The sequence below is a fragment of the Xenorhabdus sp. PB62.4 genome, assembly GCF_014467285.1.
Lineage (GTDB): Bacteria > Pseudomonadota > Gammaproteobacteria > Enterobacterales > Enterobacteriaceae > Xenorhabdus.
Genome location: NZ_NKHR01000009.1, coordinates 1 through 17,864, shown reverse-complemented (window position 1 = coordinate 17,864; position 17,864 = coordinate 1). Strand labels below are relative to the sequence as shown.

Below are 17,864 nucleotides of genomic sequence, written 5' to 3'. Positions count from 1 at the left end.
CAAAAGTGCTTAATATCAATGAATAAATTTTTTGGTGGTGAAATGTGAACAGATAAACAGCACTTTTTAGATATGATTGCACTAAATTAGGGATAAGCAAGCATGAGAGTGCACTATAATGGTGAATATGAGATGTTGAGTCAGGCGCAACCTGATTTTTCTGTTTTTAAACATCTTGATTGCGCCTGTTATTTCAGAATGAAGCGATTATTATCGTATCCACCTTGTGTTATTAGGCTTATGTTTTATTAGGCGTAATAACTAATATTCCCATTAAGAAGACCTTGTACAGAATCACTATTTCCGCCGCCGATATTCTCTCCCCAAGTAACAACTCTATTATCTGATGTTAGAGCCGCAAACGCTTTCCCTGTGGCGTAGATAGCCCTTACATTATACAGTTGGGAACTGACTGAATAATCAATAGCACCGCCATAATTAGGGTCACCCCAAACGGTGACTGTGCCATCCTGATGCAATGCGGCATAGGCTTGAGATGTACATGTGACCTGAACGACATTATTTTTACTTCGTAGTTCTGGAGGCACTATTCTGTGATCTTTACCGAATGCGTCAACGCTACCATCGTTATACCTTAAAATGAGCGTTTGCCTATTGCCTGACATATCTGCGACACCAGTACTAATAATCCCTGAAGAATCAAGATAGATTTGCTCCGAATTATCCAGACAAGCAGCTCCTGTTCCAAAGCCGGACCAATCAATGGAATAGACCGCTTGTATAACATTATTAGCGACTAATGGGCCCCTGTTTCCTGCCGGCATTCTTGCGGGAACAAGTGGAGGCGGCCAAAATTCCGCACTGCCATTTTGGCCGATAAAAATCGCACCGTTATTTGCGGGGACAATGGCACGGGGATGTACGTAATTACTGCCCTGTGAATTAAGGGGCCAGTAGGGTTGCCCTCCGGCATAACTGCTAACCCACCAGGTAGCTTCCGCAGTGTCAGTATTAAAACCAAAGACACCGGTGTCATTTCCGAAAAGAAGAACACTATCGGTAGCTCCCAGATAGTTTGTTACCCCTACTCCTTCATTAAATCCTGAGACAGCGTAATACCCGTTAGATCTCAGAGCGATAAGGCATGTGCTCCCTATACCGACATCAACGTAATCATTACCGGAAGGTACGGATAAACCTATATCGTTTGGTACTCCCCAAAATGACAGGCTGCCATCCTCACCCAGAGCCACATAACCGATCCCGGAGGCTGCAACTTTCTTCACATTGCTGGCGACAAGACCCAGATTACGAGAATTCATATTCCCCCAGGTTACCAACCCTTTGTTATCGAGCAATGCAGCAAAACTAGAGGAGAAATATTCCGGAAGACCGAAAGGTAGTGCTTCATTTCTAGGGGAAGTGGGTTGGGTGGAATAAAGGCTATCGGATATACCCCCATTACCGAAAATGTTGAGAGGGTTTAGTGTGACCTTATGGGTTCCTAAAGATGCGATTAGTGGTAAATGGGGAGCGACATCATAGAAATGGTGTGAAGGTATTTTCTGCCAGGATGTGTCGGTTTTTGTTTTACCGACATATGCCCAGTATACCTCCGCTGGCTTATTGTCCTTATCCCAGGCGGTCAGGCGTTGTGGCCCATAGAGGGCATTAGCCGTGCTGTAAAGGGTAGAGCGGGCACCTATGACAAAAAAGGGAACGTCGGTTGATGGTTTTACGGGGGGTTGTGTTGATGTGCCGTCGATAACTTTTACGGAGTAACTGTTCGAGTAAGCCGTGTTGTCAGAAGAATCGTCAACGGTATAAGTGACGTCATAATCCTGTGATGGAACTATGTTTTCAGGAAAATCAATTTCGAAATTTTTATCAGGAATACTGTTTACTGGTAAGCTAGAAGTAATGGAATTGCTACCGTGAGTAAAATAAACAGTAATCGTATCTCCTATTTCGAAATCAGATGGTGGGACTATTGGTATAATGACTTTGATATCCTGCCCTTGTAATGTAGATTTATCTAAAACCCCATTATTGGATTGAGGTAAAATAGGGGCTGCAAGCTTAGGAATTGCGCTCATGATAATTCAATCCTTATGTTATTAATAATTATAAATAAAAATCCTGAAATGAGAGACTTCAATATAAATAAAAAAATATCGGCCGACTAATGAAAATAAGCTATCACTTTTTTTTAGATGCTTTTATTTTTGTTGTTAATCATGTCACGAGTGGAAAATGTAAAAATATGATTGTTAATCAGGTGGTTACAATGAATAATAAAATAAGCAGTGATGCGATGCCTATTTGGATTTTAATCACCTAATTTATACAGCTTTATTGATTCATTTGGGTATTAGTAATAATGACAATATGCTTATGATATTATTCATGATTAAGTGAAATTTACACATAATTATTAAACATTTTACTTGTTAAGTAAATTTATCATGGTTGTTATAATCTTCTGTTTTTATTGTAATAATATGAGAGAGCGCTTGCTGAATTAAGTGGTGAAATTATGCGATAATTTTCATCTATCAACTGATAGATATTATTAATTACTAAAAGTTAATTTTTATGTGCTATATAAGAAAGGGGGATTATTCCGGTGTGAAGCAAGTAAAATAAATCGTCTCTAGCTAAAATATTCTGAGGTGTTTATATATGTATCCATATATAATTAACATTATTCGTTTTTTTGTTCCTCTATATGCCTTATTATTACCATCTTTGCTCATAAACGCCTTTGCAGATGTTAATACAGTAACTGGGGTAACATACAAGCAAGAAACTGAACAAAAAAATAGTATGGATCTTCGAGCTAATGAATCAAGTAAATATTTACTTGATTCAAATATCAATAGAGATGATAGCTTGAAGAAAGGTAATGATATCCCAGATGCCATTACCCGCAATATCCAAACGACAGGTAACATTCTATCATCGTCTCCTTCAGAATTAGCAGAACAGGCGAAATCCTATGCCTTGGGTAAATTTAATAACACCGTATCTTCCGAAGCTCAAAAATGGCTATCACAGTTTGGTAGCGCCAGAATTAACTTTGGATTGGATAAAAAAGGAAGTCTGGAAAATAACTCTCTCGATCTATTAATACCGCTTTATGACAACAAAACAGACTGGTTGTTTTTCTCTCAGTTAGGTTATCGTCACAAAGATAGCCGCAATACAATTAATGCAGGGTTAGGGGGACGTTATTTTTATCAGAACTGGATGTATGGACTAAACACTTTTTACGATCATGACATTACCGGAAAAAATCAGCGTTTGGGGTTGGGAGGAGAAATTTGGAGTGATTACATTAAACTCTCCGCTAATACTTACTATCGCCTGAGTGACTGGCAGAAATCGCGGAATGTCAAAGACCACTATGAACGCCCTGCTAATGGTTATGATATTAACGGAGAGTTTTTCCTTCCCACTTACCCTAATCTGGGGGCTAAACTGTCTTATGAACAATATTTTGGTGATAACGTTGCTTTATTCAACCGTGATACTAAACAGAAAAACCCTGTTCTTGCGAAAGTTGGCTTGAATTATACCCCGATCCCACTTGTAACAATGGGAGTGGATTATAAACAAGGGGAAAGTGGTCATACAGAAACGCAATTTTTAGCAAATTTGAACTATAAACTGGGCGTCCCTCTTGATGTGCAATTATCACCAGAAAATGTAGCTTCAATGCGCACATTGGCGGGAAGCCGTTATGATTTGGTAGAAAGAAATAATAATATTGTTCTTGATCATCAGAAAATGTCAGACTCACAACTGTCCTTACCTGAAACACTCATCGGATATAGCCAGGAATATAAAAATATTACGGCAACGTTATCTTCTAATCCCGCTGTCAAACATATTCATTGGGATGTAAGCGAAGGATTTAAAGAAAATGGTGGGCTGATTCCCACTAAAGCCGGGGAATCTATTCAGATCACACTCCCTAGGTATTCCTCTAATCAAAACAACAATTATCAAATTTCTGCCATTGCTGAATTGGAAAATAACCGAAAATTAGCGCCGGTTCAGATGAATGTGATCGTCCGGCCCTTTATGGTGAAAAAGCGGGAAGAAGCCAACTTCACTCCAACAGGACCATTACCAGATACGGGTAATAAAGAGGACGGATATACTTTTAATCCGGTCATTACCTTTGATACGGAAAACGGTGCTCCAATAAAAAATGTCACAATTAATGATGTTAAGTGGATAACAGACCCTCCAATAGGTTCAAATTCGGGACTGCAATTTATTGATTGGGGAAATCCAACCTCTATTGAAGTTGATGAAAATGGGCAGTTCAAGCACAAACTTGTCTTAACCAGTTCTAAGATACAAAAAGATGTCAAAGTTTACCTGCAAATGGATGGGCAACCTCAGCAATTGGTGGGACAAGTCAGTTTTAATGACAAGCCTGCAAATTATCATGTGGAAATAGTTGAAGTTGATCCTCCTCATGGGACACAAAATCCGAGGGATCCTAAAGCCCAGTACAAATACACTGCGGTTGTTCTGGATAGCAATAAAAATCCTTTGAGAAACACGATAATTCCTAATGTGGAATGGTCTAACGATAGCGAAGGTGTTTTTAAAGGGGTCAAGTTGCATGCACAAAATGGCGATGTCAGAACGGATGGAGAAGGAAAATTGAAAGCCACCTTGACGAGTACGGTTTCTGTAACAGATGTGTGGGTTTCACTCGCCATTGGAGAGCATATACCTGTTCATGCACTGCGCGAAGTTAGCTTTATTGATCCTGATGCCCCCTAAGTTACTATATTGACGGGAATATTAAGGTCACTCCTGACCAGGCTTCAGCGGCAGGCGAGGGCCCCTATACCTACACGGCTATTATTAAGGATCGCAAAGGCCTTGTGAGGGGTCAGCCAATTCCCCAGATACAGTGGAAGATAAAACAACCTCAGAAACATGATGGGCTCAACCTGCAACCGCAAGGTACGACAACTGGCCCTAATGGGGAATTAACGGCCATATTGAGCAGTACTAAGGAATACAATGGCGTGTTGGTTTCACTCTCTATTGGAGACGACAAACCCGTTCTGGCTGAAAAGCCAGTAGATTTTAAAAAGCCAACGAATTCTTTTGAGATAATAAGCTTTATGTCAGATTTTGATTCCAAAAATCCTCCCTCTGATAGGAGATAATCAAAATCATTATACCTATACCGCAACGATTGTTCAGAAAGGTGGCAATCAAACAAAAAACTACCTGATGGATATATACCCGGCGCTAAATGGAATACTGATCTTCCTCTCGGAACCTATAACGGTGGACAGGAGTGGGAAATTAAGTCTGACAATACGGTAAAAAATGGTCAAACCACGGCTATACTGACCAGCCAGGATGGTATTGGAGATATTCAGAATGGTCAGGTAGCCAGTGGCTTGGTAGTAACATTAATGGTTCCAGATGGAAGAAGAACAATTTCCCAAACATCCCATATTGCCTCAAGGATAACTCGTACGGCATACATAGATAGTATGAATAAAACATATCTAACTAAATGATTATTGGTTTATACACAGTAAATCCATCAATAAAATTTAAAAAATAACAGATGGTTATCAACTGATAACTATATTTCATGGTAAGGATAGAAATATTTTCTAATATAGGTAAACAGGTGGGTAGTCTCATTTTTTATTAAACGCATTGGTATAAAAAATCAGACTAGTAACAACAATCAGTTATATTTACATGACTTTCTGAGGTACTTATATATGTCATCATATATTAGTAAAATCATTGGCTTTTTTGTTGTTATCTGTACATTACTTATACCGTCTACAATGATACATGCTCTTACAGAGGGTAAAGTAATAGATGAAAGACCAAAAACTCAGAAAGAAAATATAGGACTTTTGGTTAAAGAATCAAGTAAAAAATTTTTAGATTCAAAGAACAATAAAGAAAATAATTTACAAAAAAAACTTGAAGCCTCAGAAGATAATATCTCAGATACCATTACCAGTAATATCCAGAATGCAGGTAACATTCTATCATCTTCTCCTTCAGAATTAGCAGAGCAGGCGAAATCTTATGCTTTGGGTAAATTTAATAACATGGTATCTTCCGAAGCTCAAAAATGGTTATCACAGTTTGGTAGCGCCAGAATTAACTTTGGATTGGATAAAAAAGGAAGTCTGGAAAATAACTCTCTCGATCTATTAATACCACTTTATGACAATAAAACAGACTGGTTGTTTTTCTCTCAATTAGGTTATCGTCACAAAGATAGCCGCAATACAATTAACGCAGGGTTAGGGGGACGTTATTTTTATCAGAACTGGATGTATGGACTAAACACTTTTTACGATCATGACATTACCGGAAAAAACCAGCGCTTGGGATTGGGAGGAGAAATTTGGAGTGATTACATTAAACTCTCTGCTAATACTTACTATCGCCTGAGTGACTGGCAGAAATCGCGGAATGTCAAAGACCACTATGAACGCCCTGCTAATGGTTATGATATTAACGGAGAGTTTTTCCTTCCTGCTTACCCTAATCTGGGAGCTAAACTGTCTTATGAACAATATTTTGGTGAGAACGTTGCCTTATTCAACCGTGATACCAAACAGAAAAATCCGAGTCTTGCAAAGGTTGGTTTGACTTACACTCCGATCCCGCTCGTGACAATGGGAATGGATTATAAACAGGGGGAAAGTGGTCATACAGAAACGCAATTTTTGGCGAATTTGAACTATAAACTGGGTGTCCCTCTTGATGTGCAATTATCACCAGAAAATGTGGCCTCAATGCGCACATTGGCGGGAAGCCGTTATGATTTGGTAGAAAGAAATAATAATATTGTTCTTGATCATCAGGAAATGTCAGTCGCACAACTGTCCTTACCTGAAACAATCACAGGATATAGTCAGGAACAGCACGATATTACGGCAAAGTTTTCTTCTAATACACCAATCAAACAGATCCATTGGACAACTAGCAAAGATTTTGAACACTATGGTGGGAAATTAACGCCTAATGTCAGTAGCACAATAAAAATAATCTTGCCGAAATATTTATCTGGTGAGAACCAAAATAACAATTATCCCATTTATGCTGTTGCAGAATTGGAAAATAACCGAAAATTAGCGCCGGTTCAGATGAATGTGGTCGTCCGGCCCTTTATGGTGAAAAAGCGGGAAGAAGCCAACTTCACTCCAACAGGGCCATTGCCAGATACGGGTAATAAAGAGGACGGATATACTTTTAATCCGGTCATTACCTTTGATACGGAAAACGGTGCTCCAATAAAAAATGTCACAATTAATGATGTTAAGTGGATAACAGACCCTCCAATAGGTTCAAATTCGGGACTGCAATTTATTGATTGGGGAAACCCAACCTCTATTGAAGTTGATGAAAATGGACAGTTCAAACACAAACTTGTCTTAGTCAGTTCTAAGATACAAAAAGATGTCAAAGTTTACCTGCAAATGGATGGGCAACCTCAGCAATTGGTGGGACAAGTCAGTTTTAATGGCAAGCCTGCAAATTATCATGTGGAAAAAGTTGACATTTATCCTGATGGGCCTTTAACGGCAGATGGGAATAAAGCGTATATCTACACGGCTGTTATTAAGGATCAGCACGGAAACCATGTGAAGAATCAGCCGATTCCTAATGCAGAGTGGAAGATAGAAGAGCCCCAGGATCATGATGGGCTCAAACTACACCCGTCAAATACAAGTACAGCAACAGGCCCGGATGGAAAATTACAGATAACCTTGACGAGTACGAAAGAACATAATGGTGTGTTAGTTTCACTTTCTATTGGAGAGAATGGTAAACCAGTTTTGGCAAAGCCTGTTGAGTTTATTAAAGAGAAATTAAAGATTACATTGGATCATCAGAACCCAAATAACTCGGAATTAAACAATGCATTAGTTAATGACGTCTTAATTTATACAGTAACAGTGAAGGGTGACAATAATAAATTCGAGTCAGGAAAAAAAGTAAAATGGGATTTTGTTCCCGTGAAAGGCGTTAAATTTCTTTCAACTACCGAGACAACGGATGGATATGGGCAGGCCACTGCAATATTGACGAGTACAGAGAAAGCTGAAGCTGTGGTCGTCTCTGCGACTGTTGATGGTCAAACAGAACCACACAAGCAAGGTGGTGTAAATTTTGATTGGCCAACAATCGATATGCAGGTTTCAGGGAATAACGTTATTGCTGGCAGTCAGGATAAATACACATTCACAGCAACAGTCTATCGTGACAAAGCAAAGACCAAAAAGTATACCGGCCCAAATACTGATAAAGGAACGGCAATTAAATTTATTTGGATGTCGGTGCCTGATGGAACAACATTAGGCACTCCTGCCGGAGAGGAATTGTCAGTGCATCCAGATGGAACGCTGACAAACACATTGAGTGGCGGTCTGAATAAAGGCGAAGTTGTCCAAAATATAACGGCGTGTCTTAAGGTGGCGGGTTCGAATGGAGACAAAACATGCGCAAGCCCAGTGAGTTTTTACGCGGATGTCGAGATAGATGATATTAAGGTAACAACATCTTCGGGTAAGGAAGTCCCAGCAGGAGGTAAGAGTAGCGACTATTTAGAAGGTAATGGTAATGACTATTACGTATACACTGCGAAAGTCATTAATAAGGTTACAGGAAATGCACTTCCAGACGGTTACACGTTTGAAGGTGATATTTGGAATTCTGACCCTGTTTCGGAAACAAACAAAAACAATGGTATTCCAGAACTGAAATTCCTGCGTAAAGATACGAAAGTCACGAATGGCGAGCTTGTCGCTCATTTGGTCAGTGGCGTGGGTGTGGGTGATTTTGATAAGCCGAGTGGAAAATTAATGGATGGTGTTAAAGTCACACTAACGTTACCGTCTTCTGTGAAAGGAAAGCCGCCGATATCACTCCCAGCAGAAGTAGTGGCTTTTAATCCAAAGCCACAGGTAGCGGGTCTTGAGGCGTTCAATGTGTATAACCCATCTGTTAAACGGGTATTTACGGAACAAAACAGGCCTTATAATTCTTTTAGTACCTTAAGAGGACGATTAGTTAAACTGCCATCAACGGCTCCAATACTTCAACGTGGGGATAAAATCGATAATATTTATAGGTCATCAGATGGTGTTCTGGTAGATAATGAAAATGAAGGCATATTAAATCTGATGGATACTACTCCGGCATTCGTAAAAATAACCGTTAAAAGCCCAAATAAAGCGAAATATCTTTATACATATCAATTTGGAGGAAAGAAATTCTTCACCCTCTCTGGTACACTTCATGCTGATACAATCAGTTCGAACGTAACATGCGTAGATGGGAATGAACCAGGACTAAGAGATATTACTCGCAACGATCTGACTGATCAGCAAGGAGATGAAATTCCTCTCGCAACAGAATTTCCTAACAGTTACTCTTGGGGATTATTGAACGTAGGAGATAGTAGTACTCCCCCTACTGACACGACAAACATCTTGGCAGGAGGAGGGGAGCCATTTTTATATGATGCTCAGAGTGATAAATATGCGGTTCGTGATCATACTGAAGGCTATTTGGTTTGTGTGGCTAAATCATTTTAATCTAGGCTGTACTTATTTATAAATCTCTTGTAAGAGGGCAGAATACAGCCTAATTTGGTCACATATTTAAATGGTTAATTGTTGTGATATGCTTTGACTTTTTTGATGAAGCATGGCTAAAGTTGACGTTTATTGTCGTTATTGTCACAAATCAGAAGAGGTCAAAGGGCATGCAAAGGAAACTTATCGCTACTGTTATGCCTGCTGTAAAGTCTTTCAGTTGGAATACACCTGCCGAGCCTGCAAACCTGAGGTAAAAGAGCAAGTGGTCGATATGGGGATGAATAACGCTGACATTTGTAATACCATCCGTGTGTTGAAAGTCACGACGGTGACCGTCATGAAAATACTTAAAAACTCAGCCCCGTAACGTAACTTCCTTTCTCTTGATGGGAATGACATATAGTTTGTCTGTGAAATGTTTGTCGGTTACAAGAAAAACCAGCGTTGGCACTGGTGGTATGGTTGGAAGCTGTGTTTAAAACAAGTAGTGGCTCATGTTTTGGTGAGGGTAGCTGAAAAACGTTGGATAAATCGCTTACACTCTTATCTCCTTTTACAATTCTGTTTTACTGCATGGATAATTACCCCAAGGTATAGAGAGAATCAACTTAACTCATCTTATTCGAATAAAAAAAACGATAAGTTATTCTAAATCGGAGAAAATACACGATAAGGTGATAGAGACTTTCATTGAGAGTGAATACTATTTTCAATGAGTGTTCTGATTATCTAATGCATGGTTGTTTTTTGTACTTATATTTATATGAGTTCAAATATGATAAAAATAAATAATCACCTTTAATATTAATACCTTTATTTTATGTAGTTATGCTTAACTTTAACTCCTTAATATAACAAGGTAATAACCCCACTCAATAGTATTTTATTGTTTCTTTTATTTAATTATAGAATCTAAAATTACCCTGTATTTGATCGATAGAATAAAATTCTGATAACTTTTTTTCATTATACAGGTTATGCTGTAGTGTTTAACATGAAAATATATTCTTTAAATACCATCAAACAATAATTTTAGTTAAAGTATATTATATTATTTGTGGGGTAACTCTATGAGCATTGAAATAAATAATAATTTCTTAATTAGTGCAGGATCTTCTATTAAAATCCAACCAATAATACCTGATGGTGCAGATGTTATTATTGGACAAGAATGTTATCTCCGTATAAATATTGAAGGAAATAAACAAGATATACTTAGTATTGAAAGTGTTGATATACTAAATGATCCGAATAATAATTTCACAATCAGCCAGCAATCTGGTTGGGTTGTAAATCCCAATGGTGGTGCAAATAATGTTTATTCAGGAAAGGCCGTATTTGTATTACAAGTTAGTGATCAGATAACCGATGGAAAGTCAATTAATTATACTGTTTATGTAAAAGATAAGACTAGCTTACATAATACTATAGCCCATAAAGAATTTACTTACAAAGTTAATGATCTAGAACAAAATAAAATTATTCCGTTAAAGGCACAACCAGAGTTTCTTGACTTACTTACAACAGATAATGTTATAGGTAAAACTAATAAATATTTTACAGTTTCAGGGGTAATTACTAAAAATGATAATACTACTCCTTTAAAGCATACACAAATTGTAATTTCTACTGTAACGGCAGGACAATTAAATTCAACGCCTTCATTTGTCAATATAAGGACAGATGAGAAAACACCTCAGGTGATTGAAGTTATATCTCAAGATCAGCAGGATAGCTTTTTTGTTATCAAGAGTGACGAAGATGGAAAGATATCATTTCGCGTATATCCTATAAAGGATATATCTGTTAGGATTGATTTCACTACCCAAATATTGAATTCGACTGAAGAGCAGTTTGCTACGTCTATATACGTTTTTAAATCCGAAAAAAATCCATTTTTTGGTCTCTGGCATCCGATAATACTGGGATTAGAAGTGGGAGGGATACTTAAGCAGATACTTGGAACCCGAGAGTTTCAAGTCAAAGTTACGCAATATACCGGATATCAAGACACAGATGACATTGTTTTTTATTTAATATCAGGGCCACGTTCAAATCAGACAATAGAAAGATTAGAACCAGTATTTAAACTGAGAGATATAGAAAGTTTATCTGCATATCGTTTTTCTTTTCCCTACGATAAATTAAAACTCAATAAACCTATGGCTCTGTATTATATGGTAATACCTCAGGACGGAAAACCAAGATATTCTACGGCAATGGGAGTGACATATGTTGGCGGAGAAGATGTTTCTCCAACGGATGATACCGACAGAATTTATGATAAACCTAAAATCTACTCCAGCTATACAACTCAGAATGCCATCGATCCAACCAGTTATGATGATGAAGTTTCTGAATATGGCGCTGTGACGTTAGATACCATAGAGCAGCAAAAACTCAAAAATGCGACATTACCTAACCCTCAACCCATAAAAGATATTCCGGGTTTATATGTTGTTGTACAAGGTACTAAGAAGCCAAATGATCCTAATAGTAATTCAATACGACCATTGTTAGGCTCAAAACCACTTACAGGCCAAGTGGGGGTATATCTCACTTCCCGAACCAGAAAAAATCATAACCATTATACATTTCAATTACCTGACCTTACAGCTAGTAAGGATTTTACAGTAGTTCCTATTCCTTTCTGCGCCCTTAACCGAGCAGCGGGGTACCATAGTGGTGCAGAGGGAACCCTGTATATTGAATATTCTATTGATGATGGAAATGGCACATTAACGTACAGCAAGGTTTGGCAGGTTGATCTGGATACCATAGAGTTGGGGCAGGATTTAGATGATCGGAATGGTTGCCCAGCTGAAACTAATTCTTAAATTAAGCTTAACCAGTACTTAAGTGTTATTAATCGTTTATTAATAGCGTTGTCAAAAGTCTATTGAATATATTGATGGAAAATGAATTTTTTTAAAAAAAGTACTGGTTATTAACTAATTGAATATTACTTAACTTTAATGTTTTTATATTAATTATAATGAATGAAATGGGCGCTATAATGAATAATATAAATATACAGGATGAATTGAATCAATCTGAAAGTATCCAAGTATCCATAAAATCGGGTTCTGATATTATTATCGGGCAAATTTGTTATTTAACTGTAATACTGAAAGCTGATTATCTAACGCTGGAAAAAATTGAGTATATATCAATAAAAGATGAGACTCATTCAGTAACAGCAAACAGAATGACTGATTGGAAAATCATGCCGGGTAATACTTCAGGCAGTGCTACATTTCAATTACAAATTAGTCATGATCTGGTGCCAGAAGCATTGATTAATTATACTGTTCATGCGATTTCATCTTCAGGTAATGATGTGCAAGGCATCACTCCACAACCTGTTACCTACACGGCAAAAAAAATCGCGGATGGAAGTCATATTCATTTGGATTATGATAAGGATTATTTAGTTACACCAACAACAGATAATGGTATCAATGAAGCTAACAGTGAATATACGCTCATCTCTTCCACTATTACAGATGAAAAAGGGCAATTGCTCAAAAATGTTGGTGTCACGATAACTTCTGTAACGGCTAAAGAACTCGAACAGGTTGTATTTACGACGGACGAAAAATCGCCTACCACATTGAAAGTTGAAAATGTAGAAGAGTCACATTTCTTCACTGTTTATTCTGATCCTGATGGCAAGATCAAGTTTAGAATTTATCCTAAAAAGAATACAGCAGTCAGACTTAACTTGATGACAGCAATATTAGGTGTCACGACATTCGCGTTAGAATATACTTTATATATTGTGACACCTTCGAGTGGGATTTTTGGAACACTTGGGTCACCAATAATACGTGAATTAGATTCAGATAATTGTATTAGGCAGAACTTAAACTCTGCATCTAAGAGTTTTCACGTGAGAGTTCCTAAATATATTAATTATCAATATAATGATGCGATTTTGTTTTTTTTGCAAAAAAATATCGGAGATGTACCAGACTTATTGTACCCAATATCTATTATTAAGAGTGAGGAAAGCCTTACTGAGCGTGCTTTTGAATTTCCGTATAGTGACTTACCATTTAATGAGACAGTTGGTTTTTATTATGTTATTGCACCAATAGAAGGAGATATGAATTACTCTTACCCAATTTCAGTCACCTACTTAGGTGGGGAAGAAAAAAGTCCAAAAGACCAAATTTATAGACAATATAATAAAGTGAAAATTTATTCTAGTATTGCGACACCTCCTATTGATACGTCCAGTGATCAATATGAAGTACATGAAAATGACTCTGTTACTAATAACTTGATAGACCAGCAAAAGAATTCTGGCATTAATATTAATGACATAACAGGATTGTACGTTATCGTGCAAGCTTCTAAAGACCCTAAAAATAAATCGTTACCACTGATTGGTCAGAGTGGAGGAGTAAATTTATATTATACATCGAGAACCAGAAATAATCAGAAAACTTATCCATTTAAGTTGAATAATGAAGGTGAAAATACAGTTAAAATACCTTACTGTGCACTTAATCGCGCCGCTGCATATCATAATGGAATTGATGGAGAACTCTTTTTTGATTACTATATTGATGATGGTAATGGCACTAAAACGTATAGTAAAATTTGGAACGGTGGTATTAATACAGCATATCTAGATCAGGATGATAATGATCTTGAAGGTTGTTCTCCTGATTTGTAAGTCTTTTCTGATAATCATTGCAATGTAAATTGCAATGATTATTAATGGCAATAGCATGGTAATTATAAGTTTATTCTTTATTATTGCTTTGAAATTTTATATTTTATTCACTTTTTGTGTAAAGCATTTTGCTAAAACTGTTTTTTTGGATATATAGAATATTATCCTTTTTTAGGTGGTTAACTTTATACAGTTATCGCTTGATAACTATTTTTCATTACACATTTAATTTAACTTCTTGTTTAATATCTTTGGTTTTAAATCATGACAAAATATATTAAATAATAAATAAGTGGGATCTAATATGAAAAGAAACGAATTTTCTTTTGCAAATTTTCAGATTTTACCCTCTGTGCAAAATAAGGCGGATGTTGCTATTGGTCAGGGTTTTTATCTCCATATTCTCATAAAATCAAATCAACCAATACCTAAGGGGATACAGGTTACATTAGAGCAATGTGTTGGGCTAACGGTAGAAAGTTTTACACAAAGTTCTCCAACGCCGAAAAATCAGAATACTATACACGTGGTTGCTTATGTCGTCGTTGACAGCTCAAGAGCTGTAACAGAAGGTGATAAAGTATCCTATACTGTTAATGTTTCCGGCTATTATAAGAAAAGTTTTTATTATATAGCCAGCTCAGTAAATGAAGGGGATATCAGAGTCCAAATCAATAAAGCATTTTGCTATACACCAGAAAGAGATGAAAGTCTTGATAAGATCAAAGATAATTTCATTTCTTACTCTGCGAAGTTGTTTAATGCTACTGGCCAACCAATGCAGAATACTCCTATCCAAATTTATTCAGTAATTGGAGATGGTATAAAAGATAAAGTCACTATAACAAATGATCCTGAATCTGGGCAGCTTCTCCAAGCTGTCGAACCTGTCATTATGGATAATAATGTTTTTATTCCTGTTTCCAGTAATAGTGATGGCGAAATAAAATTTAGAGTTTATCCCAAGAAAGATATTTCTGCTGAGATTGAGTTAGGTGTTGAGTTATCAGGGTTAAATGTTAATTTCATTGTTCCTTCCATATATATTATTAGTCATAAACCGAGTAATCCAAATAAATTACTCCCCAGACCAATAATTGTGGATCTCAATGATGGAAGGCTAAGTGCTTATGGTTCAAATCAGACATTTGAAGTCAAGATCCCACATTATAATAATGCGTTAGATGGGGATAGCGTTCTATTCTTTATTAAGGATGATAATGATGTATTTGTTCCTCCGGCAAAAAAGATTAAAGAACCATATTCTTCTGGTTATTCATTTTTTCTTTATTATGATATTTTTCCAATCAATAAACCTTCTGAGTTATATTATGTTATTTCCCCCGAGGAAGGTTATAGTTTGTATTCTGAACCACAAAATGTCACATACACCGGTGGCGGGGATAACAGACCATCAGATAAAATTCAGCGTGTCCTTGATAAGCCTATAGTATATTCCAGTTGGGCTAATCCTAAGAGTCGCCCTCCTTTGAATGAAGACAGTGATTCCGACGTTCTTTCAGAAACATATTATGTGAATAGCATGGATATAGAGGGTTATACGAGAAATGGTGGTTATGGTTTATTTATAAAATTAGTAGGAACGAGTGATATCACCGATCAACAGAAACCGAAATTTGGCGATAAAATCCATTTTACTATGTATCTGAATGGTGGGTTATATGTTAGTGAACAAATACCTGAAAAAGATGTGCAGCGTGTGAAAAGGGTTTCTTCTGTGATTAATCATGTTCCAGATCATCATGGTGGCAATACTTCTACGACCATGATTTATATCGAACATGCTTCACTTGCCAATTTATCACATAGCTCAAATGGTGGCTCAGCCATGATCTATTTTGAGTATTATGTTGTTTCTGATGAAGGTGAAAGAGTATATAGTAATTATTGGCAAAGTAAGATTGAAACAATAGGTGATTAATATCTAAATGACAATGTTATCTATAGGCTATCCCATTAAGTTATTTGTGGATCGAAGTTAGGTGTTATCACTTTGATATTATCTTTACATGTATTTTTGACTCTTTGCAATAATAATTTCTTATTGGGATAGAACATTAATTTTATATTAATGGAGTAAATATGAGTAAAAAAATAAGCACCTCTGTGGAAAGCGGAGCAAATGTCATCATCGGACAAACATTTTTCCTTGATATTATATTGAACTCTGATGAAAATATTTCAAGTGAAGCAAGTGTTAAGATAACAAAAAATAATAACATTGATCTTCAAGGTGACATTCCACCGATAAAACTTAGTGAAGATGGGAATAAAGGCGTTATTTCTGTTGAGTTATATGTTTACGATGATATTACTGAAAATGAATCAGTTTATTTTACTATTGAACCTGATTCAAATACAGAGGGTTTTCCTGATTACAAAGTGGAGTATACTGCTCAAACTGTTGATGAGTCTTCATTGAGAATTAAAATCGGAACGGATTATTTAAAAGTTCCTGATCATTCTAATTTTCCACCACATGGAAGGTATTTTTCTCCAACTCTTGCAATAGTCAAAAGTAAAAATGGAACACCACTATCTGGAACACCTATTAGTATACTTGATATTGATGGTGTATTTGACAGTTTCAATTTTTATGCAGCCGATAAAAAGACTAAATTAGAACCAATATTGATGGGGAATTACCGGGGATTTACTGTCAATACAGATTCAAGTGGTAAATTAGTATCTTATATTTATGCAATAGAGAATAAATCAGCAGTTCTGAATATTCACTCTGAGATAATGGGTATTACAGGTTCAATTTCCGCAGATAAGACTTTATATGTTATCGATGATAGGCGGGTAGATCCATTTCATGAAGCGTATCCTCCCATCATTAACGATGCAGTGAATGGTGTCTTACACCCAACACCCGGAGCTACAACTTTTTCTGTTACTGTCCCGTTATATCATGATGCAGCAAATGGAGATGCGATATTTTTCTTTTTTGATGGACTAATGATTGATCCTCCTTTTCATATGGTTAATATTCCAGATCAATTACAAAATTTACAATTGCCATATTCAAATTTTTTAGAAAAGAATAAACCCGTTAAAATTCACTATGTTATTATTAAAGAGTCTGCAGATAGATACGTATCAGATTCAACCGTTGTGACATACTCCGCTTATGATCCTCCTACAGATAATGTTTATGAAAAATGTGAGGTTTATTCTAGTATTGGCACGAACCAAAACGATTTGATCTCTGAAAGTGATATTGTGAATTGTAGGATCATTTCCCATTATAAAAATAATAGTGGTCATGATGGATTATTTGTTAAAATTACCGGAACAAATGATTCTAATGATAAAACTAAAATACCTTTAGGTAGTGAAGTTACTTTGCATTTGCATATTAGATCCAAGCAAAAAAGATTAGATAAATCTTTCGTTCCAGTGACAATGCCAAATACAGCAGGTGATGATGGTATAACTAATAAAGTAATAAGTTAATAAGATAAATTATCTGCATTACTGTTATAATCAATAACCCGATAACCCGATTTTCCACCTGTTCTTATGAAATCGAAGATAACACTTTCTGAGCCTGAACGAATTACATTGCAACAACT

Annotated in this window: 7 protein-coding genes and 1 pseudogene; 7 read left to right on the top strand and 1 reads right to left on the bottom strand. The window is 36.5% G+C overall.

All coding sequences use genetic code 11. From position 1 onward, the window contains the following. Positions 1-248: 248 nt before the first annotated feature. Positions 249-2,057, bottom strand: a complete 1,809-nt coding sequence (locus Xenpb_RS09760) for an RCC1 domain-containing protein (protein ID WP_187654145.1) — start codon at positions 2,055-2,057, stop codon at positions 249-251. Positions 2,058-2,853: 796 nt separating this feature from the next. Between Xenpb_RS09760 and Xenpb_RS09755 the strand changes: the two genes are divergently transcribed. From Xenpb_RS09755 to Xenpb_RS09725, 7 genes and pseudogenes are all read left to right on the top strand, one after another. Further along, the gene (locus Xenpb_RS09755; protein WP_187654144.1) at positions 2,854-4,764 is read left to right on the top strand and encodes an inverse autotransporter beta domain-containing protein; all 1,911 of its coding nucleotides are present in this window, start codon (positions 2,854-2,856) and stop codon (positions 4,762-4,764) included. 971 nt (positions 4,765-5,735) lie between these two features. After that, on the top strand, positions 5,736-9,578 hold the full coding sequence (locus Xenpb_RS09750) for an inverse autotransporter beta domain-containing protein (protein WP_187654143.1): 3,843 nt from the start codon (positions 5,736-5,738) through the stop codon (positions 9,576-9,578). A gap of 112 nt (positions 9,579-9,690) precedes the next feature. Beyond that, a pseudogene (locus tag Xenpb_RS09745) lies at positions 9,691-10,297 on the top strand (IS1 family transposase). A gap of 354 nt (positions 10,298-10,651) precedes the next feature. Next, complete coding sequence (locus Xenpb_RS09740) at positions 10,652-12,418, top strand: hypothetical protein (RefSeq protein ID WP_187654142.1); 1,767 nt, start codon at positions 10,652-10,654, stop codon at positions 12,416-12,418. 179 nt (positions 12,419-12,597) lie between these two features. Next, the gene (locus Xenpb_RS09735; protein WP_187654141.1) at positions 12,598-14,265 is read left to right on the top strand and encodes a hypothetical protein; all 1,668 of its coding nucleotides are present in this window, start codon (positions 12,598-12,600) and stop codon (positions 14,263-14,265) included. Positions 14,266-14,569: 304 nt separating this feature from the next. Further along, the gene (locus Xenpb_RS09730) at positions 14,570-16,207 is read left to right on the top strand and encodes a hypothetical protein (protein ID WP_187654140.1); all 1,638 of its coding nucleotides are present in this window, start codon (positions 14,570-14,572) and stop codon (positions 16,205-16,207) included. Between the two features lie 161 nt (positions 16,208-16,368). Then, the gene (locus Xenpb_RS09725; protein ID WP_187654139.1) at positions 16,369-17,745 is read left to right on the top strand and encodes a hypothetical protein; all 1,377 of its coding nucleotides are present in this window, start codon (positions 16,369-16,371) and stop codon (positions 17,743-17,745) included. Positions 17,746-17,864 lie beyond the last annotated feature (119 nt).

Bases quoted from the DNA above. Each gene is read 5' to 3' on its own strand.
- Xenpb_RS09750 (WP_187654143.1), top strand. From the start codon at position 5,736: ATGTCATCATATATTAGTAAAATCATTGGCTTTTTTGTTGTTATCTGT.
- Xenpb_RS09730 (WP_187654140.1), top strand. From the start codon at position 14,570: ATGAAAAGAAACGAATTTTCTTTTGCAAATTTTCAGATTTTACCCTCT.
- Xenpb_RS09725 (WP_187654139.1), top strand. From the start codon at position 16,369: ATGAGTAAAAAAATAAGCACCTCTGTGGAAAGCGGAGCAAATGTCATC.
- Xenpb_RS09740 (WP_187654142.1), top strand. From the start codon at position 10,652: ATGAGCATTGAAATAAATAATAATTTCTTAATTAGTGCAGGATCTTCT.
- Xenpb_RS09735 (WP_187654141.1), top strand. From the start codon at position 12,598: ATGAATAATATAAATATACAGGATGAATTGAATCAATCTGAAAGTATC.
- Xenpb_RS09760 (WP_187654145.1), bottom strand. From the start codon at position 2,057: ATGAGCGCAATTCCTAAGCTTGCAGCCCCTATTTTACCTCAATCCAAT.